General features: G+C 34.3%; 27 protein-coding genes. 10 read left to right on the top strand and 17 right to left on the bottom strand.

Features of this window, described 5'->3' with window-relative positions:
* The first annotated feature begins 29 nt into the window (after positions 1 to 29).
* Together AC3HD6_RS20975 and AC3HD6_RS20970 are read left to right on the top strand one after the other, a co-directional pair.
* Positions 30 to 500 (top strand): Lrp/AsnC family transcriptional regulator, encoded by a 471-nt coding sequence (locus tag AC3HD6_RS20975; RefSeq protein WP_068939683.1) that lies wholly within the window; start codon positions 30 to 32, stop codon positions 498 to 500.
* Between the two features lie 69 nt (positions 501 to 569).
* Entirely contained in the window at positions 570 to 947 is a 378-nt protein-coding gene (locus AC3HD6_RS20970) for a hypothetical protein (RefSeq protein WP_347218003.1), read from the top strand.
* 57 nt (positions 948 to 1,004) lie between these two features.
* Here AC3HD6_RS20970 and gwsS read toward each other — a convergent pair whose 3' ends face one another.
* From gwsS to AC3HD6_RS20940, 6 genes are all read right to left on the bottom strand, one after another.
* Positions 1,005 to 2,084, bottom strand: coding sequence for a grasp-with-spasm system SPASM domain peptide maturase (gene gwsS / locus AC3HD6_RS20965; RefSeq protein WP_488898093.1), 1,080 nt, complete (start codon positions 2,082 to 2,084; stop codon positions 1,005 to 1,007).
* Positions 2,081 to 2,260: a hypothetical protein gene (locus AC3HD6_RS20960; protein ID WP_488898092.1), complete on the bottom strand. Its 180-nt coding sequence runs from the start codon at positions 2,258 to 2,260 to the stop codon at positions 2,081 to 2,083. The genes gwsS and AC3HD6_RS20960 overlap by 4 nt, the downstream gene beginning before the upstream one ends.
* Entirely contained in the window at positions 2,257 to 3,159 is a 903-nt protein-coding gene (gene gwsG, locus AC3HD6_RS20955) for a grasp-with-spasm system ATP-grasp peptide maturase (RefSeq protein ID WP_488898091.1), read from the bottom strand. The genes AC3HD6_RS20960 and gwsG overlap by 4 nt, the downstream gene beginning before the upstream one ends.
* Entirely contained in the window at positions 3,156 to 4,067 is a 912-nt protein-coding gene (locus AC3HD6_RS20950) for a hypothetical protein (protein ID WP_488898090.1), read from the bottom strand. The genes gwsG and AC3HD6_RS20950 overlap by 4 nt, the downstream gene beginning before the upstream one ends.
* A gap of 116 nt (positions 4,068 to 4,183) precedes the next feature.
* Positions 4,184 to 4,378 (bottom strand): TIGR04139 family peptide modification target, encoded by a 195-nt coding sequence (locus AC3HD6_RS20945; RefSeq protein WP_488898089.1) that lies wholly within the window; start codon positions 4,376 to 4,378, stop codon positions 4,184 to 4,186.
* A gap of 580 nt (positions 4,379 to 4,958) precedes the next feature.
* Positions 4,959 to 6,806 (bottom strand): helix-turn-helix transcriptional regulator, encoded by a 1,848-nt coding sequence (locus AC3HD6_RS20940; RefSeq protein WP_488898088.1) that lies wholly within the window; start codon positions 6,804 to 6,806, stop codon positions 4,959 to 4,961.
* A gap of 239 nt (positions 6,807 to 7,045) precedes the next feature.
* Here AC3HD6_RS20940 and AC3HD6_RS20935 point away from each other — a divergent pair, with 239 nt between their 5' ends.
* The 8 genes from AC3HD6_RS20935 (at position 7,046) to AC3HD6_RS20900 (ending at position 11,379) form a co-directional block, all read left to right on the top strand.
* Positions 7,046 to 7,366 carry a magnetosome magnetite crystal formation protein family gene (locus AC3HD6_RS20935; RefSeq protein ID WP_068940127.1) on the top strand — a complete coding sequence of 107 codons (321 nt, stop codon included), beginning with the start codon at positions 7,046 to 7,048 and terminating at the stop codon, positions 7,364 to 7,366.
* A 20-nt stretch (positions 7,367 to 7,386) separates the two neighbouring features.
* A complete protein-coding gene (locus tag AC3HD6_RS20930) occupies positions 7,387 to 7,860 on the top strand; it encodes a hypothetical protein (protein WP_488898087.1) in 474 nt (157 codons plus the stop codon).
* A 16-nt stretch (positions 7,861 to 7,876) separates the two neighbouring features.
* Positions 7,877 to 8,833: a YiiG family protein gene (locus AC3HD6_RS20925; RefSeq protein WP_488898086.1), complete on the top strand. Its 957-nt coding sequence runs from the start codon at positions 7,877 to 7,879 to the stop codon at positions 8,831 to 8,833.
* 29 nt (positions 8,834 to 8,862) lie between these two features.
* On the top strand, positions 8,863 to 9,039 hold the full coding sequence (locus AC3HD6_RS20920; protein WP_488898085.1) for a hypothetical protein: 177 nt from the start codon (positions 8,863 to 8,865) through the stop codon (positions 9,037 to 9,039).
* A 122-nt stretch (positions 9,040 to 9,161) separates the two neighbouring features.
* Entirely contained in the window at positions 9,162 to 9,716 is a 555-nt protein-coding gene (locus AC3HD6_RS20915; RefSeq protein WP_488898084.1) for a DUF4303 domain-containing protein, read from the top strand.
* A gap of 106 nt (positions 9,717 to 9,822) precedes the next feature.
* Entirely contained in the window at positions 9,823 to 10,365 is a 543-nt protein-coding gene (locus AC3HD6_RS20910; RefSeq protein WP_488898083.1) for a hypothetical protein, read from the top strand.
* 41 nt (positions 10,366 to 10,406) lie between these two features.
* On the top strand, positions 10,407 to 10,886 hold the full coding sequence (locus AC3HD6_RS20905) for a hypothetical protein (RefSeq protein WP_488898082.1): 480 nt from the start codon (positions 10,407 to 10,409) through the stop codon (positions 10,884 to 10,886).
* Positions 10,864 to 11,379, top strand: coding sequence for a hypothetical protein (locus tag AC3HD6_RS20900; protein WP_488898081.1), 516 nt, complete (start codon positions 10,864 to 10,866; stop codon positions 11,377 to 11,379). The genes AC3HD6_RS20905 and AC3HD6_RS20900 overlap by 23 nt, the downstream gene beginning before the upstream one ends.
* Before the next feature lie 193 nt (positions 11,380 to 11,572).
* Here AC3HD6_RS20900 and AC3HD6_RS20895 read toward each other — a convergent pair whose 3' ends face one another.
* The 11 genes from AC3HD6_RS20895 to AC3HD6_RS20845 form a co-directional block, all read right to left on the bottom strand.
* A complete protein-coding gene (locus AC3HD6_RS20895; protein WP_488898080.1) occupies positions 11,573 to 12,520 on the bottom strand; it encodes a transketolase family protein in 948 nt (315 codons plus the stop codon).
* Positions 12,521 to 12,561: 41 nt separating this feature from the next.
* A complete protein-coding gene (locus AC3HD6_RS20890; protein ID WP_488898101.1) occupies positions 12,562 to 13,416 on the bottom strand; it encodes a transketolase in 855 nt (284 codons plus the stop codon).
* 107 nt (positions 13,417 to 13,523) lie between these two features.
* Entirely contained in the window at positions 13,524 to 14,042 is a 519-nt protein-coding gene (locus AC3HD6_RS20885; RefSeq protein ID WP_488898079.1) for a hypothetical protein, read from the bottom strand.
* A 26-nt stretch (positions 14,043 to 14,068) separates the two neighbouring features.
* On the bottom strand, positions 14,069 to 14,758 hold the full coding sequence (locus AC3HD6_RS20880) for an SGNH/GDSL hydrolase family protein (RefSeq protein ID WP_488898078.1): 690 nt from the start codon (positions 14,756 to 14,758) through the stop codon (positions 14,069 to 14,071).
* A 27-nt stretch (positions 14,759 to 14,785) separates the two neighbouring features.
* Positions 14,786 to 16,345, bottom strand: coding sequence for a sodium:solute symporter (locus tag AC3HD6_RS20875; RefSeq protein ID WP_488898077.1), 1,560 nt, complete (start codon positions 16,343 to 16,345; stop codon positions 14,786 to 14,788).
* 369 nt (positions 16,346 to 16,714) lie between these two features.
* The gene (locus AC3HD6_RS20870) at positions 16,715 to 17,002 is read right to left on the bottom strand and encodes a GNAT family N-acetyltransferase (RefSeq protein ID WP_002984420.1); all 288 of its coding nucleotides are present in this window, start codon (positions 17,000 to 17,002) and stop codon (positions 16,715 to 16,717) included.
* A gap of 3 nt (positions 17,003 to 17,005) precedes the next feature.
* Positions 17,006 to 17,401 carry an OsmC family protein gene (locus AC3HD6_RS20865; protein WP_488898076.1) on the bottom strand — a complete coding sequence of 132 codons (396 nt, stop codon included), beginning with the start codon at positions 17,399 to 17,401 and terminating at the stop codon, positions 17,006 to 17,008.
* On the bottom strand, positions 17,401 to 17,619 hold the full coding sequence (locus tag AC3HD6_RS20860) for a (4Fe-4S)-binding protein (RefSeq protein WP_068939648.1): 219 nt from the start codon (positions 17,617 to 17,619) through the stop codon (positions 17,401 to 17,403). The genes AC3HD6_RS20865 and AC3HD6_RS20860 overlap by 1 nt, the downstream gene beginning before the upstream one ends.
* 1 nt (position 17,620) lies before the next feature.
* Positions 17,621 to 18,199 carry a TMEM175 family protein gene (locus AC3HD6_RS20855; RefSeq protein ID WP_488898075.1) on the bottom strand — a complete coding sequence of 193 codons (579 nt, stop codon included), beginning with the start codon at positions 18,197 to 18,199 and terminating at the stop codon, positions 17,621 to 17,623.
* Positions 18,192 to 18,731, bottom strand: a complete 540-nt coding sequence (locus AC3HD6_RS20850) for an NADPH-dependent FMN reductase (RefSeq protein ID WP_488898074.1) — start codon at positions 18,729 to 18,731, stop codon at positions 18,192 to 18,194. The genes AC3HD6_RS20855 and AC3HD6_RS20850 overlap by 8 nt, the downstream gene beginning before the upstream one ends.
* A 19-nt stretch (positions 18,732 to 18,750) precedes the next feature.
* Positions 18,751 to 19,650 carry a pirin family protein gene (locus AC3HD6_RS20845; protein WP_488898073.1) on the bottom strand — a complete coding sequence of 300 codons (900 nt, stop codon included), beginning with the start codon at positions 19,648 to 19,650 and terminating at the stop codon, positions 18,751 to 18,753.
* Between the last annotated feature and the right edge of the window lie 29 nt (positions 19,651 to 19,679).

Genomic DNA, 19,679 nt, shown 5'->3' with positions numbered 1-19,679 from the left:
TTTTTTAAAGAAATTGTAATTTAACTAATATGAACTATCAACTGGACGAAATAGACAAGAAGATTCTTGATTTCTTAGTAGAAAACACAAGAATGCCTTTTACAGAAATTGCTAAGCAGATGGATGTTTCTGCTGGAACAATTCACGTAAGAGTGAAAAAGATGGAAGATGCAGGTATTATTTTGGGATCATCTCTAAACATCGATTATGGTAAGCTGGATTATCACTTTACAGCTTTCATCGGAATCCTTTTGACAAAATCAAACCGTACTCAGGAAGTATTGAAAGAATTGTCAACTATTCCTAACGTAATCGAAGCTAGCGTTATTTCCGGGAAATATAATATTTTCTGTAAAGTAAGAGCTAAGAATACGGATGATGCTAAGAGAATTATCTATCAGATCGACGACATTCAGGATGTAATGAGAACTGAAAGTATGATCTCTATGGAAGAATTCTTGAGTGACAAAAATAGACTGATCGACGCGATCTCTATTTAATTCAAATTTTAAACGAATAACTATAAAAGAACTTATGAAATCTCTCATAAGTTCTTTATTTTTGTACCTATGGAAGAATACAGCTATTTTGACGAAGATCCGAAGAAAGGATGGGGTTTTGTACTGGCATTTGCTGCCTTAATGTTGTTTACAGTAATGGGACTGGGAATAGATGTTGATGAATATCTTCAGCATGAATATCTTGAGATCCCAAGATGGTATTTTTATGTTATCTTTTCAATTGATGCATTGATGATGATTGGCCTAGTACTGATGTTCTTTTACAAAAAAGTAGGAATTATAATGTTCCCGGTTTTACTGGTACTGCATTTCTTCATGCATAATTACTACCTGTCGACCTTCTTATATACAGATGTTACCAATCTGTTTCTTTTTACAGGCTTTGGAATGCTGGCCATTATCCCGAAGTGGAAGTTTTTTAAATAAGATTTTTTTTAATCTCTTATTTCTACATAAAAATAGCTTTTGAACATTGTTTAAAAGCTATTTTGTTTTTTGTATCTCATAATAATGAATGACTTTCTTTTTAAGAGGATTTTTACTCCATTCTTTCCATTCATTGGTATAAGGGTTATAACCGCATTTTAATGGCTTTGATATATCCAGGTTTCCAGACGTATAATGAGTTCGTTCGGTATAAGCCCTGCAGTCTGTACAGATATGCCTGAATTCGCAGTCTTTGCACCCTTCAATGCTGTCTTTAGTAATATTCCAGTATTTCCTAAATTCTGGGTGGGATAAAGCATCCTCCAGACTTGTGTCCTGAATATTTCCAAAGTTTTCCTGCATTAAAGGACAGTTTTTAATATGGCCATCTTTATCTATCCCTATTTTTTTATGCAGACAAGAATTATGGTTGACAGCCTCCAACACTTTGGTGAGATTGGTATTGAAATATTTCATATCTACTTTTCCACAGGATGATATTTTTAGTTCTTCGCTTGTAAAAGTAACTGTAAAACGAAGTTTATTTCTTATTTTAAAAGAAGACGATGGAGAACAATATACTATAAGGCTGCTAATTCGGGATACTTTTTCATTTAAGTTGTCAAATAAATGACTATTAATCTGGTTGTGGTAAGGTAAATAAATATCAATATTGTTTAGAGGACCATCTCCAAACAATAAATCAATCTCAAGAATCTCATCATAGGTCATCTTATTTTTGGTGAATATAATAAGGTGTCTGCTATTTAGATTTTCTATAGAATGTTTTATTTTGTAAAGGACCTCCAGATTATCCAGTTCTATAAAAATATTTGAAATAGTAGTATAATCTTTATACTCATAAGACAATGGTGGAAAGTTGTCTGCCCAGCTATTTTCAGTGATAAAACCATATTCCCTTTCCAAAAGAATATCTAGATACTCTTGGATAATTTCTTTAGATTCATGATCATAGCCCAACAGTATGTTTTCAATAGAGCAAATTTTAAGCTCTTCAATAAGCGCATACAGCTCTAAGGGATATAACTCTGATCTATTTCTCTGTAAATCTGAAATAAGGATTCTGTTAGCACCTTTTGTAATCATAATATTGCTAAACAAATTGAAGCATTTCATAGAATTCTTACAAGGAATTTATTGGGCTTTAGCTTTACATAGAAATCTGTCTGGAATTTTTCGCACTTTATAGTAGTACTGCCAAGGGTTTCTCTTGTTTTATTCTTTACCACTTCTACATGTTTATAAATAAGAGGAAGGTCTTTTTTTTCTTTTGGTATAAAGTTTTTTTTCATAAGTATTTTGCTATTTCTTTTTCTAATGAATAGTTGCATTTAACTGACAGGCCAAGAAACTGCCCCACAGCATTGACTTCCAAAAAATAATGTTTATCTCCACTTTTAATAAAATCCAAAGAACCACAGTTGAGATCTAACGATAACATCAATAGCTGTACTTTTTCTTCAATATCTTGGGGAAGTTGATAAGGTACATTTCTGTTAGGCTTTTTAGTATTATATTTTCTGAAATCAATTTTAGTTTGTTCATCATCCTGAGAAAAAATAGCTGTTGACCAAATTTTTCCATTCAGATAAAAACTTCTGATCTCGAAATCTTTTTCAATTTTTTCTTGAAAAAAAGTGGTAAAGAACATTGTACTCTCTTGTTCTTCAACTACATAAGTGTACATCATACCACTATAATTTTTAATAATGTTTTCCATTCTTGGATTTTCTCCAATAGTTTTCATGATGGTTTTACCTAAATCTACATCATCAGTGTTTTCAGCAAGGAAATAGGGCGGAACATCTAAACCATATTTTTGTGCTTGTTCCAATACCCATAATTTATTAATATCACTATTGCTTTCTTTGTTAATGTGCTTTTTTGATTCCAGCTTTTTTCTAACATAATCTTCTAACCAATGCTGGTATTCATCCATACTCAGATTAATAGAATTATTTTTATACTGTAAACGGTTGAATTGTAAACCTCCTCGTCTGTACCACAAACTAGTAATGTCATCAATAAAAAAACAATTTCTATGACTTTCTAAATAAATTCTTTTATCTTTTGTCCTGATATTAAAAACTTCATCTTCATGAACCCGGATGAAACTTTTCTTCATCTTTATTAACCACTTTATTACCTCGGTAGTTGTAGTTTCTTGATTTTGTGAGATAATCAGAATCATTTTTCCGTTTTATTCTTTTTATTATAATCTTTTATAATAGCATTTCCATGTTTCATACTTGGTAATCCTATGCCTTTTCGATTACGATTGATAGCTGCAGAATCTTTTACAGAACTTTGTCCTACATAGATGTAATAAGGAGGATCCTTTTTAAGTACATGCAGATTATATCGGTCTATAAAAGCAGCGTAATCCCGAGGAGGGCAATCGCCTGATTTTACATATTCTAATATTTTGGTTTTGAAATATTGATGATATTCTTCATAATTTGCCATATGAAGTAATACTGGACCAGTAGGTATAAAAAGATCTTTATTCCATAGACCTATTTTTTGTATACTGGGAAATCCTTCATTTTCAAACATCCATTTCAACATTTCAGCATTTTTTTTATCATTTTTGAATAAATTTTCATAGTTTGAATCTTTACGACTGTCTTGGTCACGCTTAAATGCAACGGTGAATGAATCTATCATTTTTTTATTGAGGCCTTTCTCCCATTGTGAAATTTCTTTTTCCATTTCCTGACGACTTATACCATTTTTTTGAAATAGATTTATAAACATGCTATCCTTCTTTTTATACTGCCAATTAGGAGCAACCAAAGGGATTAGTTTATAAAGGCTTTTTTTTCCGCCAAAGTTTTTATGCTTCTGGTTGGCAAGCCTGAGGTAGGTTTCATATTCCTGAATACGGTCCTGGTTTTTTGGTGGATATTTTTTGAATAACTTTTTATATTGTCTGATAACTGTTAGGGTATCCTTCTGGAAACGGTAAATGCTGTCTATGTCGTTCACTTTGTTATAATAAGCGATATAATTTAAATTTCTGTTCTTACATGCAGAAAGAATAAAAAAAATAATAATAATTAAGATACATGAAAAATAATTCCTAATATATTTTTTCATTGATTTTGTAGGATTGGTTTGACAATTAATGTTTTGAAAACATTTTAGATTTACCGCTATATTAGTAAACAGATATAGAGGGATAATCCCTCTATATTTTCTGGGAATACATATATTTAAGTATTTATATACAATGTATTCAGTCTTACGCCACCTTTCCAAGTCTCTTTATCATAGCAGTTACCTCCACAATCTGTTTCTATATAGCTGTAACCATCGCCACCTCCTTGAATTAATTTCAAGTCTTTTCTTTGTAACTTCTTGTTTTCTGTTGAAGAGAAATCTCTCTTCATTCCAACTAATTTTTTCATTTTTGATTGTTTTTTGTTTAATAAGTAGTTTGCCATATAATCCCTGGCATTGGGTGTGATGTATTTAATTTGCACTGTACACATGCAATTTAAATACAGAATTTTATCAACGTTGATATTTCAAAACTAAAAATAATTACATCACTTTAATGTGATTAAAATTGTATTTTTTTTGTAATATTTCATTGTGTAAATCCGTAATCTGTACAGTAATTAAGGTTATTGTACAGATTTATTGTATCAAATTTGGCAAGGATTTAATGATGCTTTAGAAAATAGAAAATAGTATAAACTATTGGTAGAAAAGTGAATAAATAACTTAATTGAGTATGGCAAAAAACTCAGAATTATTTTCTATTGTACACAAATGATGCATAAAATACAAGTTGTATCATCATGTATTTAACTCGTTAAAGCAGTGAGGCTTTTTATTGCAAAAACTATTTTATGTATCTGCATAGCTAATAACAAGATAGATAAATAGGATAAAGTTGGTATTAATTAAATAGTGGAATTTATTGTCAAGCCATACTGTTCAAAAAAAGCGAAATAATTAGTGTATTCACAGCAGAAAGGCGGTTTATGCAGAAAATACTCCTTGAAAGAAAGTATCCAAAGGCATATTCTCATCCAATCCGAATTTCTTTTTCAGACGATATTTGGTCATTCTTACACTTTTAGGTTCCACATTCAGCAGATTGGCTATTTGTTTCGTGTCCATTCCGAGATAGATGTAAGCGCAGTATTTTAAATCCAGCGGGGTGAGCTTCTGTTTAGCTTTTTCATTAATGTTTTTTAAAAAGTCAGGGTGAAGTTCCTGAATGGTAAATCGGATCTTTTCAAAATCATTATCTACACGGTTTTGCTCTTTGACTACCTGGTTGATATTAATATCCGTATCAGAAAGCTGGGTCTGAAGTTGGTAAAGGACTTCATTTTTATGCTGAATATGGAGCTGGCTGGCAAGAACTTCACTTTGAAGTTTCTGCTGTTGTAAGGTAAGAAGTTCCTGTTCTGCTTTTAGTCGGGCTTGTTCTTCTTCCTGAAGTTTTACGAGCATTTCAGCTTCATGTTTTTCAGTATTTAATTTTTTCTCTTGTGCTATAGAGTAGCGTAATTTATAATGATAAGAACGGAACATGAAAAATGCACCAATCATCCCAATGATTCCCAATCCGATATAGAGAAACTTTTCTTTCTTCAGACTTGCCGTTTTTTCTGTGAGGGCTTTCAGTGCAGATTCTTTTTTTTGAGACTGGAACTGCGCTTCAAGTCTTTTGGCCGTTTCTGCCTGTCCTTCATTATAAAGAAGACTGTTGTATTCCGTTACCTTAGCTTGATATTCATATGCCTTTTGATAGTTTTTCCGTTTTTCATACAGTTTAGCCAAATCGCTGACTACATTGATCATGACATGGTAATAAACAGGCTGCTGAGTAAGTAAAATCTGCTCAGCTTTTAAAAGATATTGTTCTGATAAGGTATCATTTCCGTCACGTGCAGCAAGATTACTAAGGATTCCTAAGGCCCCTGCTTGAATACCCTGGTTTAATGTGGTATGCTGCGTAAGGGAGAGGATTTCAGCAGTATTTTCCTGGATTTCCTTGCGAATTTCCGGGGTAATCACAGGGTAACTCAGGTTGTAGTTGGCAAGGTTTAGTAACGCCATAGCATGAGCGTGGGCAGAAACCTGTCCCGGAAACTGATGATAAAGAGCAACTGCTTTTTTGCACATGGCTGTAACAAGCTTTAGATCCTTTAAATTTCCTGTTTTTTCATAAGGAAAATAATAACAGACAGCCATAGCGGAATATGCTGAGCTCAGCATATTTTTATTCCCTGATTTTTGAGCTAATTCTACAGCCTTTTGAGCATAGATTGTGGCATTCTTAGCATCATTCCATTCAGAATGGATTCCGTATAGGAGGTAATTGAGCTTAGCATTCAGAAGAACTTCTGAGGAGAGCTTTTCAACTTCAGGAAGGGTTTTCTGAATCAGTTTCATGGTATTTTCAGACTCACCCAGGATATTATTATAGTAGATATTTAAATACGCTGCATATAGTGAAGCTGTTTTATCATTTGTTTTTTGTGCAGATGCATTCGCTGCATCAATTAGCAGAGGAACTTTGTCATATTGTGACTGATTAAGTTTAATAATTCCATCCTGAACTAAAGCTTTTACCTCTTCTGCATAATTATGTTCATTTCTAGCCAGTTTTAATTGTTCCTGGACATATTTTTCAGCAGCAGAATATTGGTCACTGACTCTATAATATTCTGTAAGTTCATTATAGATTTTAAATTTTTCCTCAACAGCCGTATTGCCTTTCAATTGATTTTGAAGACCTTCAATAAATGTATTTTGAGCAGGGCAGAGAACGCAGATCAAGAATAAAAAATAAAAAAAAGTGAACGGCTGTTTCATGAAGTGAAAGTACAAAAATTGCGGACACTTATCAATAATTCATATAAAAAAAAGAAAATGATAATAGTATTTAAGTGTTTGTAAATTAATTATTTGTGTGAATGTGTAGACACTTTGTAGACACTTTTGTTTTGTGTTGAAGTTGTTTTGTAGGCATCCGAAAAATTGAAGCTTTGTTTTTCTGTAGCAATTTTGAACCAACAAAAAATCAAAGAATATTAATTCATAAAAACTTTATCATGGACAACAAAACATTATCTATCATCTCATACATTACCATTATTGGATGGTTGATTTCTTTTATATCAGGAAAAGATAAGGCCGATAGTTTATTAAAATACCACCTTAAACAGGCTTTAGGAGCGGTTATTCTATCTTTTATTTTACCTGTTATTCTAGGGATCCTAATTTCAGTTACTCATATTGGTATGCTGGGAGTATTAGGAGTATTGCCATTTGTACTCATGATTATTGGAGCTATTAATGCGGCTAATGAGGTAGAGAAACCTTTACCATTGATTGGAAAAATAGCCGAAGAACAATTTTCATTTATTGGATAAAACTTCAAATACTTAAAGGGATGGACGATTTTAAACATTTAAAAAGAGAGGGAACGGGTTATCAGGTAAAGCAATATCTTTCATTACAGCATAGTATAGTGATTGCATGGGTTCTGATTTCAATCATTGTGATTGTGTATACCAGTTATCTGAAAACGGGAATCATAATGTTGATGTTTTCATTACTTCTTACCATTGTTTCGTTCATGCCTCCTGATATTACTTTTGATCCTGTATCAAAGCTTCTTACTATTTCTAATAGAGGATTGAATCGTAAAAAGTTTACTTATGATTTAAATGACTTTGGAGGATTTGAGCTTCAGACTATGTATATAGGTTTTATTCCTTTAGGATGCTATTTATATGGTAATTTTAAAAATGTGCCCCATTTTAAGCGTCCAGTAATATCTCAGTCTTTCAGTAAGAAAACCATGCAGGAAGTGATTAATGAATTGGAAGATGTTAATGAAAAATACAAAACAACACCTATTTAACTTTAAATATTAGAGTATGAAAAAATCATTAATCATTTCAGGAATACTTATTATAGTATTTTCTATGACATCCTGTGATAAACTTGAGAAAATCAAAGAAAAGCTTTCACAGCCTGGAAATAGTAATCAGGTGAACCCTTTTAGTGTTAATTCTGGAGATGGAAACAGAGACATCGTTGCTTTTAACAATAAAGTAGTGAAAATGGATGAAGCTCAGGCTGATTTTATTAAAAATTTTCAGAGTTCACTGACCCAGATGGAAGAATATGTAAAGAGTGTATCAGAAAATCCTCAATATATTGGCATGTCTCCAATATTTACGCCTACCATAACGATGTGGATGAACCAGGATATTAAAGCACCGGATATATTGGGAAAAGACTATCAGGTTCTTGTTGATAAAATGAAGGATACAGCAGCTCAGTTAGAAATACTGAAGAAAGAATTTGAGGCTTATAAAAATGGAGAAGACTGGAAGGATGATAAAGGAAAGAAAATCGCTGAGATCAATGAAAAGGCAGATAAAATTATTCAGGAGAACCGAAATGCTGCCAATGAACTGTTTGCGAAACTGTCACCAAAAGCTGATAAGGCAGAAATAGAAGTGCTTAAAGACCATCCACTGAAGGATCATATCATCTACTCAAAAGAAACAATGGAATTTACTCAAAAAATTATTGATGATTCTTATAATATTAAAGATATGAATGCTTACAAACAGAAGTTTAGCCAGCAATATCAGCAAATGGAAACTCTCTATAAACGAAATGTAGATGAAAAAATTCCATCATCGGAAAAACAGAAAGAGAGCAGTTATACAGCATTTAATAATTCTGTGAATGACTTTCTTGGAAAAATGAGAATCGTCCAAAGAAGCTTGAATGAAAACAGTACTGAACTGAATAAAGATCTTGATGACCTTGAAGGTGAGGCTGGTACGGTGCTTAGCCGCTATAACAATTTTGTAGACTAAGGAATTTATAACCATTAATATTAAGTTGTATGAAAAAGACATTAGGAATTATCATGATCATTATAGGCTTCTGTTTAGCTGTTGTAGTGAAAATAGGCCCTTCCAAAGAAACTTCCTGGCTGTTTGAGTATGGAGAACTGCCTCCATTACTTATTGCAGCGGCATTTGTAATTCCGGGATGGGTCATTTATAACAAGAACAAGTAATCTTCTATGCCAAAATTGACTATTCATAATCATGAAACTGGCTATACTTTTAATCAATATGTTAATCTGAATTAGCGGGATAAGGGTAATTTTACCGCCCCATTTAAAAAAAGAAATGAAGCATGGATTTTGAAACGTTGAAAAAACAGATAGAGGCAGCAGCAAAGAAGGCTTTTTTAGAAATGTACGAAAAGCACAGAGCTGAAAATATTTACAGTTTTGCATTGTACAGTGATGAAGGGGCAATGACAGTATGTCCCTCTTCCAATACGCTGGAAGGGCTTAAAAATATAAACGAGGATGATGCTGTCTATTTTAAATATCAACCTGCAGAATGGACGTATGAAATGGAAGGAGCAGATGAAGAATTTAATGATATCTGTACCAGCCTGAGAACAGAGTTAGAGAAATATGAAAATAGATATGAAGAGGAGGAGGAATATGATATGTGGTTTCATGAGTTTCAGGATAAGCTCTATGATACCTGTATCGAAGTTTTAGAGAAACTTAAAAATGAGAACTTTTTTAGAAATACTATAGGAAAAGAAGTTTTCTTGATTTTCACCGTTTCAGATTATGAATTTGAGAAGCAGGATCTGAAAGACATTATTATCCGGTTGAATGATAATGAATATAAAAGTGAATATCTGGATTGGATGGATACCTGGGACAATTAAATTAAGGATGAAGAATAAAAAAACACATTTCATTATATAGAATGAAGCGGAGTGAAATAATTGTCTCAGAAACATCCAATCATAAATTTTAATACAAAATCAGGTTATGGAAGATTTGAAAAAACTCAATATTGAATTAAAAAAATACCTCGAAGAAATCAGTGGGCGGCTTACGGATGATCTTATTCATCTGTTGAATGGAGAACATATCAGTTATCTTGATAATAATGGGAAATCTGATATTAAAGCCTTCTATTTCGAGTATGAATATGAATATCTTGATATTGTATTCTGGGGTGTGGACAGTAAAGGTAAAATAGCTACCAATACTGTTTTTTTACCCACTAAAAAAAATGCTGGCAATGAAAATGATTGGAATGCGCTTATTCCGGAAAAAATATGGACTGCATCCTCAGATTTTCAAGATCATTATGAAGGAGAAGATTTTGATGATATTCTGGATGAATATGATGACGAGAAGTACAAGATATTTGAACAATGGTTTTTTGATTGCTGGAAGAAAGCATCTGCACAAACCCAAGTAAAAATAGATGCCTATTTTTCTATTCATGATACCTATTTCAGGACAGATTTGAATACTCTGAAAACAATTAATGAAGATGAAATTGCATTACGCTACGAAAATTAATTTCCAACAATAAAATCAAACAAAATCAAACCAAATTCACTATGAATTCATATCAATTTTACAAGCAGGAAGGAAACCAGTATGTGTTTAGAAATCAACCGGTTTTTATTACTGTATTATGCCTTATCTTTTTAATAATAGCAGGGTTAATATTTAATTCTGCCAGAACTTTCAGCTTTATTATCATTGCGGTCGTAGCTCTTATCATTATTAATTTTTTTACCAAGAAATTCATCATCGATATGGACCGGAAGACAATTACCGGAAAGCATACCATTTTTGTTCCGGCCAGAACCTATGATATAAAGGATTTTACCAATTTCCATGTGTTATCTACAAAATATATGGGGTTTATTACTACCAATGTGATATTGTCTATTTATTTTGAAATAGATGGTAAAGAAAAGCATCTGACTGTTGGGCAGGCTCTGACTCAAAAAGGAATCCAAAAGATGGTCAATGAAACAGAAGACATCATGAGAATTAATGATCGGGACAATGAACGTAATAGACCGTTATAAATTTGAAGAGAACGGCAGTGAAATAAGCATGATGCCCAATTACTACTTTCTCCGTACTTTAATTTGGTGGCTGGTATTGGGAATTATTGCTCTTCCTGTGGTTATCTGTTACTTTATGGATAAGATGTCTTCGGACCAGTTCAAAATTGCATTGATGGTTTGGGGAATTTATATGATCTATTTTCTGTTTGATCTGTTTTTCAGAATTCCTGTAAAATATGTTTTTGATAAATCAGAGAAGTGTATTTATAGAAAATTAATGCTCTCTAAAAGGATCATGACTTTTGATGAAATGACTTATTTTATCAATGATGAAAGGGGTGGATATTACTATTCTATCGGAAGAAAGCGCCATCAGTTTGTCAAAAACTATAGAATCAGTAATTATTTTTCAGGCTCAAAGAAATCTATTGAAAGAGAAGAGGATTATATAAAAGAAATATTGTGCCCCATCCTGATTGCTGTTGGAATTCCATTCAATGAACATGAATAAAAAAACAAACGAAAAGTAGGGTAGAAGCTACAACCATGACAAGTATATGTATAACTATTCCCGTCCTGTGGAGGGGTGACAAAAATTCTTTGAATTTTTGGCGGGGTGGTTAACTCCAACATTGAATCATTCAATAAAAGACTGCGGGCTGTTTCGAAGAAACAGCCCGCAGTTATTATAATAAAGCTAATCATTAGTTAGCTAAAATTCTCTTTACAGCTTCTTTCACTGCAGCAGCATCAATCTTATACTTCTTCATCAATTCAGCAGGAGTTGCAGATTCTCCGAAAGTGTCGTTTACTGCTACAAATTCCTGTCTTGTAGGTCTTCTTCTTGCAAGCATTCCTGCAACAGACTCCCCTAAACCACCAAGGTAGTTGTGCTCTTCAGCCGTTACAATTTTACTTGTTTTTTCAACAGATTTTAAGATGATTTCTTCATCAAGAGGTTTAATCGTGTGGATGTTGATCACTTCACAAGAAATACCTTCTTTTTCAAGCTCATCAGCTGCTACAAGAGATTCCCATACAAGGTGTCCTGTTGCAACAATGGTTACGTCAGTACCTTCCTGAAGCATGATTCCTTTTCCGATTTCGAAAGGCATATCTTCAGGGATAAATACAGGAACAGTAGGTCTACCGAATCTTAAATATACAGGACCTTCGAAATCAGCAATAGCAAGAGTGGCCGCTTTTGTCTGGTTGTAGTCACAAGGGTTGATTACAGTCATTCCTGGAAGCATTTTCATCATCCCGATATCTTCCAATACCTGGTGAGTAGCTCCATCTTCTCCTAACGTAAGACCTGCGTGAGATGCACAGATTTTTACATTCTTTCCGGAGTAAGCAATAGATTGACGAATTTGATCATATACTCTTGAAGTAGAGAAGTTCGCAAAAGTTCCTGTGAAAGGAATTTTTCCTGTGATACTAAGACCAGCAGCAAGTCCCATCATGTTGGCTTCTGCAATACCCACCTGAACAAATCTTTCAGGAGCTTTCTCAATGAATTTCTCCATTTTCAAAGATCCGATAAGGTCTGCACAAAGTGCTACAACATTAGGGTTTTTGTCAGCAAGCTCAGCTAATCCGGCTCCGAATCCTGAACGTGTGTCCTTTTTTTCTGTATATGTATATTTCATTTTTATTTTTATTAATCGAGAGTTTAACTGATGGTTAGAGATTAGTAGTCAGCAGGAGCTTCTAAATACAATTGTTTGAATGCAGTTTCCAATTGCTCATCATTAGGAGCTTTACCGTGCCAAGCGTGAGATCCCATCATGAAATCTACTCCAGCGCCCATTTCTGTGTGAAGCATAATCGCTACAGGCTTTCCTTTTCCTGTTTCAGCTTTGGCTCTTTCAAGAATACCGATTACAGCTTCAAGGTCGTTACCGTTCTTTTCTTCTAAAACAATCCATCCGAAAGCTTCAAGTTTAGCATGAAGATTTCCAAGGCTTAATACATCATCTGTATCACCATCAATCTGACGTCCGTTGTAGTCGATTGTAGAAATGATGTTATCTACTTTTTTAGCAGCAGCAAACATCAGCGCTTCCCAGATCTGACCCTCCTGAAGTTCACCATCTCCGTGAAGAGTGTAAACAAGAGACTGATCTCCGTCCATTTTTTTACCTAAAGCAGCTCCTAATGCTACAGAAAGACCTTGTCCTAAAGAACCTGAAGCAATTCTGATTCCTGGAAGACCTTCATGAGTAGTAGGGTGTCCCTGTAATCTTGAATCAAGCTTTCTGAAAGTTCTCAATTCATCTACCGGGAAGAAATTGAATCTTGCCAAAGTAGAGTAGTACACAGGAGAAATGTGCCCGTTTGATAGATAAAAATGATCTTCATTTTTGCCTTCCATCGTAAAAGGAAGATGATAGTTCATTACCTTTCCATAAAGTGCTGTAAAGTACTCTGTACAGCCTAAGCTTCCTCCCGGGTGTCCTGAATTTACAGCGTGAACCATTCTTAAAATGTCTCTTCTGATCTGTGTAGTAAGAGATTTTAACTCTTCGATACTTTTACTCATTATATCTGATTTATTTGCACGCGAATTTACAATTTTTTACCGGCTTATGGAAATGCAAAAATCCGGATGTGAAAACCCGGATTTTGTTTGAATTGAATATTTTCCTGCTTTTAACAGCCTTCGTTGATGTAAACAGTAATTTCAGTCACGATATTATTAACAAATTTAAATGTTAACTGGGTTCCGGCATCATCGTCATCAATATTAAAGTATCCGGCATCTTTAATACGTTTGCCATTATTATCTACTTCCGGGCGAACACTGAATGTAGGATAATTTCTGTATGTATTGATAAGCTCATCTCTGGTACTTCCAACACCCATTCCGCTTTTGGTTCTGAATTTTTTACTGGTGGTTGACATTCCTGTAATCGTAACAGCATTTGGTTTTGCTTCACCACCATAACCCTGGAAAACTTCAATATTGATGAGCTCTCCATTGTATTTTACTCCATTTTTTTGTTCTCCATCAGAAATTTTCAGTTTTGTACCGGAAATTTTTTCTGCTTCACTTTTTTCCATAAAGATTTTGTAAGGTCCGATTCTTAAAGTGGATACTTCAAAATTCTCCTGAGCAGCCAAAGATCCAAATGTTAATACAAAGATGAAAAGTGAAATAATTTTTTTCATAGTTTATAGAATATTTTTTTGAATTTTTATTTTTTTCCTAATGTTTTATTGATTGCATTTTTAATGAGAGGTTCCATGATGGCGTATCCTGCCGGAACCGGATGAATACCATCCTTTGAAAGTCCTTCACGCATTCCGCCCTTTGCATCGCGCATCGCAGTGTTGTAATCCACAAACAGGAGTCTGTTGCTGCTTGCGTACTGCTTTAATCTTTGATTCAGAGCATCTACTTTTTGAGCAACATCCGTAATCTCTTTACGCCATGGAAATGATGCTGCAGGTAAAAGAGAGGCAATAATTATTTTAATTCCGTTGTTTTGAGCAATATCAGCCATAGACTTGATATTATTAAAAGTGAAATCAGGATCATAAATGCCTGTATTTTGTGCAATATCATTAGTTCCTGCATTGATAATCACCACCTTTGGTTTTAAAGCAATAACATCATTCTGGAAACGCAGCAACATCTGTGATGTTGTTTGTCCGCTGATTCCTCTCCCTGTATAATTGTTTTCAGAGAAAAATTCCGGATGACTTTTTACCCAGCCTTCTGTAATAGAATTCCCCATAAAAACAACATCCACTTTTTTCTTTGAATTTATAAGACTTATATTTTCATCTTTGTACTTTGCAAGATTTGCAAAATCCACAGCACTCTGAGCATTTACAAATATGCCAGCAAACAGGCTAAAGGTTAAAACAACAAATAATTTCATGATTGATATTTTGTGATTACTTTTTCATTAAACAACTCTTAAATGCTGTTTATCCTTCACCATCCATAGCCCAATGAAGGTCAGCAAACCATTAAGAACAATAAGCTCTACGCCAATTCTGTAATCTGTATATGTAGTCACTGCAAAATTGATTAAATAAGTGATAATAGGAGCCAGAATGGTTACCATAAGAATTGAATACTTCCTGGATATTTTGAACTTGGTGAAGATTCCAAAAGCAAAAAGTCCTAATAGAGGGCCATACGTATATCCTGCAATTTCCATAATCAGGTAGACAATAGATTTGTCATTCAAAGCTTTGAACACCATGATTAAAATGAAGAACATCACGGTGAAAGTTAAATGCACTTTCATACGAAGGCTTTTCTTCTCTTTTTCAGTCTTTGTTTTATCTTCATTAAGGTTTAACAGGTCTACACAATACGAACTTGTTACTGCCGTTAATGCACCATCTGCAGAAGGGAATAATGCAGAGATCAATCCGATAATAAAAATAACGGAAATAGCCATTGGGAAATACCCGTTAAGAGATAAGGCTGGGAAAAGATCATCTCCCATAATATTTTTGATGTTTCCTGCAGCATCTTTGAACCCGAAAATATTACTCACAGGATCAGTTCCTGTCGTTCCGTATTCTGCGCCATGTTGTAACGCAAAAAGATAAAGTAAACCACCTAAAAATAGAAATGCAAGATTAACCAAAAGAAGAGTTCCTGCAAAAGTGAGCATGTTCTTCTTTGAGTTTTTAAGATTGTCTACGGAGATATTTTTTTGCATCATCTCCTGATCCAGTCCGGTCATGGCAATCGTGATGAAGATTCCACCCAGAATCGTTTTAAGGAAAAACGTCTTGGAATTAGGATCAAAATTGATGAAGTGGGTATAATTTTTCTGTCCTAATATAGTATAAGCTTCACCAAAAGACAGGTTCAGATTGGATAAAATGTAAACAATACAAGCCACCAAACTAATAATCATAAAGGAAGTCTGCAAAGTATCAGTGATCACAATAGTTTTTACTCCACCTTCAAAAGTATAGAGAAGGACCATCAGTAAAAGAACCATAGAAGTAACCCAAAAAGGAACGCCTAAACCTTCAAGAAGGAAGATCTGCAATACATTTACAACCAGATATAATCTCGCTGTAGCTCCAATGGCTCTTGAGATAATAAAGAAGATAGATCCGATCTTATGGGCCTCCACATTGAATCTTTTCCCCAAATAGGTGTAAATGGAAGTAAGATTCATTTTATAATACAGAGGAAGCAGAATAGCTGCTACAATAAAATACCCAATGAAAAATCCGATGACCATCATGTAATATTCAAAACCTCCATAAATATATTCGGAGCCAGTCATTTTCCCGACTGTCCCCGGAACTGAAATAAAGGTAACCCCACTTAAGCTAGTTCCTATCATTCCGAATGCAACGAGCCACCATTTACTTTTTTTATTACCGATAAAGAAAGACTGGTTGTCAGAATTTCGGCTGGTAAAATAAGAGATCACCAAAAGACCGATAAAATAGATAAAGACAAACAGCAAAAGGACAGTTCCTGGATTCATGCTTAGATTTTAAATTTTAGCAAATATATAAAAAAGAACCATCGTGAATAGTGAATTTCAATAACAGGTAATTTTTATATAATTACTCAAAGGAAGTAATCTAAGCCCGGGATAAAACTTATATTTTCAGAAAGGTTGGAAGCTGGGAGCTGGAAGTAGGGAGTTATAAAGCTCATGAAAGTAGCTATTCTCTATATTTTCATCATTTCTAATATTTTGTAAGTAATAACGACTAACAGTTCGCTTCATCAAATCGATTCTCTCTTTGCTCACTTAAAATTTAATATAATCCAAAATAAACTTTGCGTTTAAGAAAAAACCTTCCAGATCTACTCTGAAAGGTTTGTATTGTAAGGGTGGAACCTGTGATTAATTCACCAAAACATCCTGCAATTCCTCACTCTTCTGGAAACTGGCCTTAGCAAAAGGACAAAGCGGAATGATTTTCTTTCCGTTTTTTCTTGCAAAATCTACAGCAGCCAAAAGCATTTCCTTACCTACTCCTTTTCCGTTGTAGGCTTCTTCCACCTCAGTGTGGTCAATAATAAATCTTTCTTCTCCTGCCCAGGTATATGTCATCATTCCTGCGCGTCTTCCATCTATGAAAGCTTCAAAACTTCCGTGTTTTTCGTCGTTGTTTTGTTTTACTTCGATCATGTTTTATGAGAATTTAGTTAATATTTCTATATCGTTGGTTAATATTTTATGTACTGGGCATGCGTCAGCAATGGTATGGAGTCTTTTCATTTGTTCATCATCCAAAACCCCTTCAAAAGTAATATCTCTTTTAAAGATTGCTTTTTTGGTTAAGGGATAATTTTCAAGTTCCACTTCCACATTAATGTTTTCCACATCCCATTCTTTTCTTTCGATGTACATTCTCAGAGTAGCTGCTGTACAGCTAGCCAAAGATGTAGCGAGGATTTCCATGGGATTGAAACCTTTATTTTGTCCGCCTTTATCTAAAGGTTCATCAGTAATGATTGTATTTTCACCTGCTGTTACTTCTGTATAATATTTTGTTTTTCCTAAACTTGCTTTTACCGTTACTGCCATTATTTTTCAGTATTGAATTTATAACTTAATGCTCCAGATGGGCATTGGTCTATCTGTTTTTTTAATTCTTCAGGGGTTGCATTTTGCGCTTTTATCCAAGGTCTGTCTTTGGGATTGTAGACTTTGGGAAGCATTTTTACACATACAGCCGAGTGGATACACTTCTGAGGCTGCCAGATGACAGTAATGTCGCCGTTGGGATATTCGTGTGTTTCCATATTAATTGTCTTTTAATGATTTTTCGATTCTTCTGTCGGGAATCAGCCATATAAGAGCCACTATATAATAAAAACCTATGGCAATATAAGGATAAAAAAATGAAGTAGCGATGCCCAAAATATAAAATATAATGGATATATTTTCTTTATACTTTGAATGTATGGCTTCTTTCAGCTTTGAATTTTCACCTTCACATCGGATAATAACATTTTCCAGAATAGTATAAGCTACAGCACTCATGATAAGTCCTATACCATAGGTTGCAACAGGGTTTTTAGCAAAACCTGTAGTTCCTATCCATTCTGTTGCAATCGGCATCATAGAAAGCCAAAATAACAAATGAAGATTAGCCCAAAGAATACCTCCGTTTACTTTTTTTACCGTCTGAAATAAGTGATGATGATTGTTCCAGTAAATTCCAACATAGATAAAACTGAAAATATAAGCTAAAAACTTAGGAATTAGAGGTTTTAAGCTTGCCCAGCTACTCCCTTCAGGTACTTTCAGTTCAAGAACCATGATGGTAATAATAATGGCCAGAACGCCATCACTGAATGCTTCCAGTCTTCCTTTAGTCATGGGGTTTAATGATGTTTTTGAAATTTTCAATTTTTGTTTTCAGCTCGCCCAGCATATCAGGGTTAATCACTCCGCTTTCCAAATCAAAATTTTCATAAAACTTTGGAAGTGAAAAAGTGTCTTTGATGTCTGCTGCAAATTGTGGGAAAAATGTTTTGGCTGTATTCATTACATTGCCGCCACCGTATCCTCCGGGAGAAGTACTCATCAGAAGCATTGGTTTATTCTGAAATACTTTCACATTAATCCTTGATGCCCAATCGAAAACATTTTTAAAAGCAGCACTGTAAGACCGGTTGTGCTCTGCAAGAGAACAGATGATGACATCACATTCTTCAATGGCCTTTAAAAATTGGTGCGCCTCATCCGGAAATCCTTTCTTTTCAAGATCTACAGAAAAAACAGGCATCGTGAAATCATTGAGGTCGATAAGATTGATCTCTTCCTCCTGAAAATCTTTTAAAACAAACTTTACCAGCTCTCTGTTAATTGATGTGGAGGAGCTGCTTCCTGCAAATGCTAATATTTTCATGGTTTTCTAAGAAATGGAATTATTTTCTGTTTAAAATAGACTTTGGAAGAGGAACATACTCTTGTTCATCGCCCGGAACTAAAGGAAATGCATCATGATTTTGGTCATGCCAATTCACTTTAGCCTGATCAATTACTTCCTTGTCAGAATTAACAAAGTTCCAGAAGATAAAACGTTCCTCATCAAAAGGCTCCCCACCAAAAAGATAAACCGTTCCGTTTTCGCTCATATCAAACTCACAAAGCTTCGTGTCTTTTGCAATCATCAGTTGTTTAGAACCGTAAGAATTACCATCTGTAGTGACTGTTCCATCCAGAACATACATGGCAGCTTCTCCATAAAGATCTTTCCCAATGCTGATTTTCTTAGCTTCTTTGGTTTTGATCTCAATGAAAAATAATTTACTGTGTACCGGAACAGGAGAGGTTTTTCCAAATGCTTCTCCGGCAATTAATTTATACTGAATACCATCTTCCTCCCAAACCGGAATTTCATCCGCTTCAATATGATGGAAAGTAGGCGCAGACTGTTCAAGATGTTTTGGCAGTCCTACCCAGATCTGAAATCCATGAAGTCTTTTATCGCTGTGTCTTAAATATTCAGGGGTTCTTTCAGAGTGTACAACTCCTTTCCCGGCAGTCATCCAATTAACAGCACCCGGTTTAATCTCAAGAGCACTACCAATACTGTCTCTATGGAAAATAGAACCTTCCAGCAGGTAAGTTAATGTAGATAATCCGATATGTGGGTGAGGGGGAACATCAAGGTTTTGATAATCCTTTAACTCTGAAGGCCCCATGTGATCAATAAAAACAAAAGGTCCTACTGCTCTTTTTTCACGGAACGGAAGGAGTCTTCCTACCAGGAAATTCCCAATGTCTGCTGCTTTTTCTTCAATGATAAGTCCAATATTTGACATAATGATGTAATGCTTTTAATGTTTGTTTA

The sequence above is a fragment of the Chryseobacterium sp. II3a genome, assembly GCF_057815135.1.
The sequence above is the reverse complement of the archived record's forward strand: the minus strand, read 5'-3'. Positions and strand labels throughout refer to the sequence as shown.

Bases quoted from the DNA above. Each gene is read 5' to 3' on its own strand.
- AC3HD6_RS20975 (WP_068939683.1), top strand. From the start codon at position 30: ATGAACTATCAACTGGACGAAATAGACAAGAAGATTCTTGATTTCTTA.
- AC3HD6_RS20970 (WP_347218003.1), top strand. From the start codon at position 570: ATGGAAGAATACAGCTATTTTGACGAAGATCCGAAGAAAGGATGGGGT.
- gwsS (WP_488898093.1), bottom strand. From the start codon at position 2,084: ATGAAATGCTTCAATTTGTTTAGCAATATTATGATTACAAAAGGTGCT.
- AC3HD6_RS20960 (WP_488898092.1), bottom strand. From the start codon at position 2,260: ATGAAAAAAAACTTTATACCAAAAGAAAAAAAAGACCTTCCTCTTATT.
- gwsG (WP_488898091.1), bottom strand. From the start codon at position 3,159: ATGATTCTGATTATCTCACAAAATCAAGAAACTACAACTACCGAGGTA.
- AC3HD6_RS20950 (WP_488898090.1), bottom strand. From the start codon at position 4,067: ATGAAAAAATATATTAGGAATTATTTTTCATGTATCTTAATTATTATT.
- AC3HD6_RS20945 (WP_488898089.1), bottom strand. From the start codon at position 4,378: ATGAAAAAATTAGTTGGAATGAAGAGAGATTTCTCTTCAACAGAAAAC.
- AC3HD6_RS20940 (WP_488898088.1), bottom strand. From the start codon at position 6,806: ATGAAACAGCCGTTCACTTTTTTTTATTTTTTATTCTTGATCTGCGTT.
- AC3HD6_RS20935 (WP_068940127.1), top strand. From the start codon at position 7,046: ATGGACAACAAAACATTATCTATCATCTCATACATTACCATTATTGGA.
- AC3HD6_RS20930 (WP_488898087.1), top strand. From the start codon at position 7,387: ATGGACGATTTTAAACATTTAAAAAGAGAGGGAACGGGTTATCAGGTA.
- AC3HD6_RS20925 (WP_488898086.1), top strand. From the start codon at position 7,877: ATGAAAAAATCATTAATCATTTCAGGAATACTTATTATAGTATTTTCT.
- AC3HD6_RS20920 (WP_488898085.1), top strand. From the start codon at position 8,863: ATGAAAAAGACATTAGGAATTATCATGATCATTATAGGCTTCTGTTTA.
- AC3HD6_RS20915 (WP_488898084.1), top strand. From the start codon at position 9,162: ATGGATTTTGAAACGTTGAAAAAACAGATAGAGGCAGCAGCAAAGAAG.
- AC3HD6_RS20910 (WP_488898083.1), top strand. From the start codon at position 9,823: ATGGAAGATTTGAAAAAACTCAATATTGAATTAAAAAAATACCTCGAA.
- AC3HD6_RS20905 (WP_488898082.1), top strand. From the start codon at position 10,407: ATGAATTCATATCAATTTTACAAGCAGGAAGGAAACCAGTATGTGTTT.
- AC3HD6_RS20900 (WP_488898081.1), top strand. From the start codon at position 10,864: ATGAACGTAATAGACCGTTATAAATTTGAAGAGAACGGCAGTGAAATA.
- AC3HD6_RS20895 (WP_488898080.1), bottom strand. From the start codon at position 12,520: ATGAAATATACATATACAGAAAAAAAGGACACACGTTCAGGATTCGGA.
- AC3HD6_RS20885 (WP_488898079.1), bottom strand. From the start codon at position 14,042: ATGAAAAAAATTATTTCACTTTTCATCTTTGTATTAACATTTGGATCT.
- AC3HD6_RS20880 (WP_488898078.1), bottom strand. From the start codon at position 14,758: ATGAAATTATTTGTTGTTTTAACCTTTAGCCTGTTTGCTGGCATATTT.
- AC3HD6_RS20875 (WP_488898077.1), bottom strand. From the start codon at position 16,345: ATGAATCCAGGAACTGTCCTTTTGCTGTTTGTCTTTATCTATTTTATC.
- AC3HD6_RS20870 (WP_002984420.1), bottom strand. From the start codon at position 17,002: ATGATCGAAGTAAAACAAAACAACGACGAAAAACACGGAAGTTTTGAA.
- AC3HD6_RS20865 (WP_488898076.1), bottom strand. From the start codon at position 17,401: ATGGCAGTAACGGTAAAAGCAAGTTTAGGAAAAACAAAATATTATACA.
- AC3HD6_RS20860 (WP_068939648.1), bottom strand. From the start codon at position 17,619: ATGGAAACACACGAATATCCCAACGGCGACATTACTGTCATCTGGCAG.
- AC3HD6_RS20855 (WP_488898075.1), bottom strand. From the start codon at position 18,199: ATGACTAAAGGAAGACTGGAAGCATTCAGTGATGGCGTTCTGGCCATT.
- AC3HD6_RS20850 (WP_488898074.1), bottom strand. From the start codon at position 18,731: ATGAAAATATTAGCATTTGCAGGAAGCAGCTCCTCCACATCAATTAAC.
- AC3HD6_RS20845 (WP_488898073.1), bottom strand. From the start codon at position 19,650: ATGTCAAATATTGGACTTATCATTGAAGAAAAAGCAGCAGACATTGGG.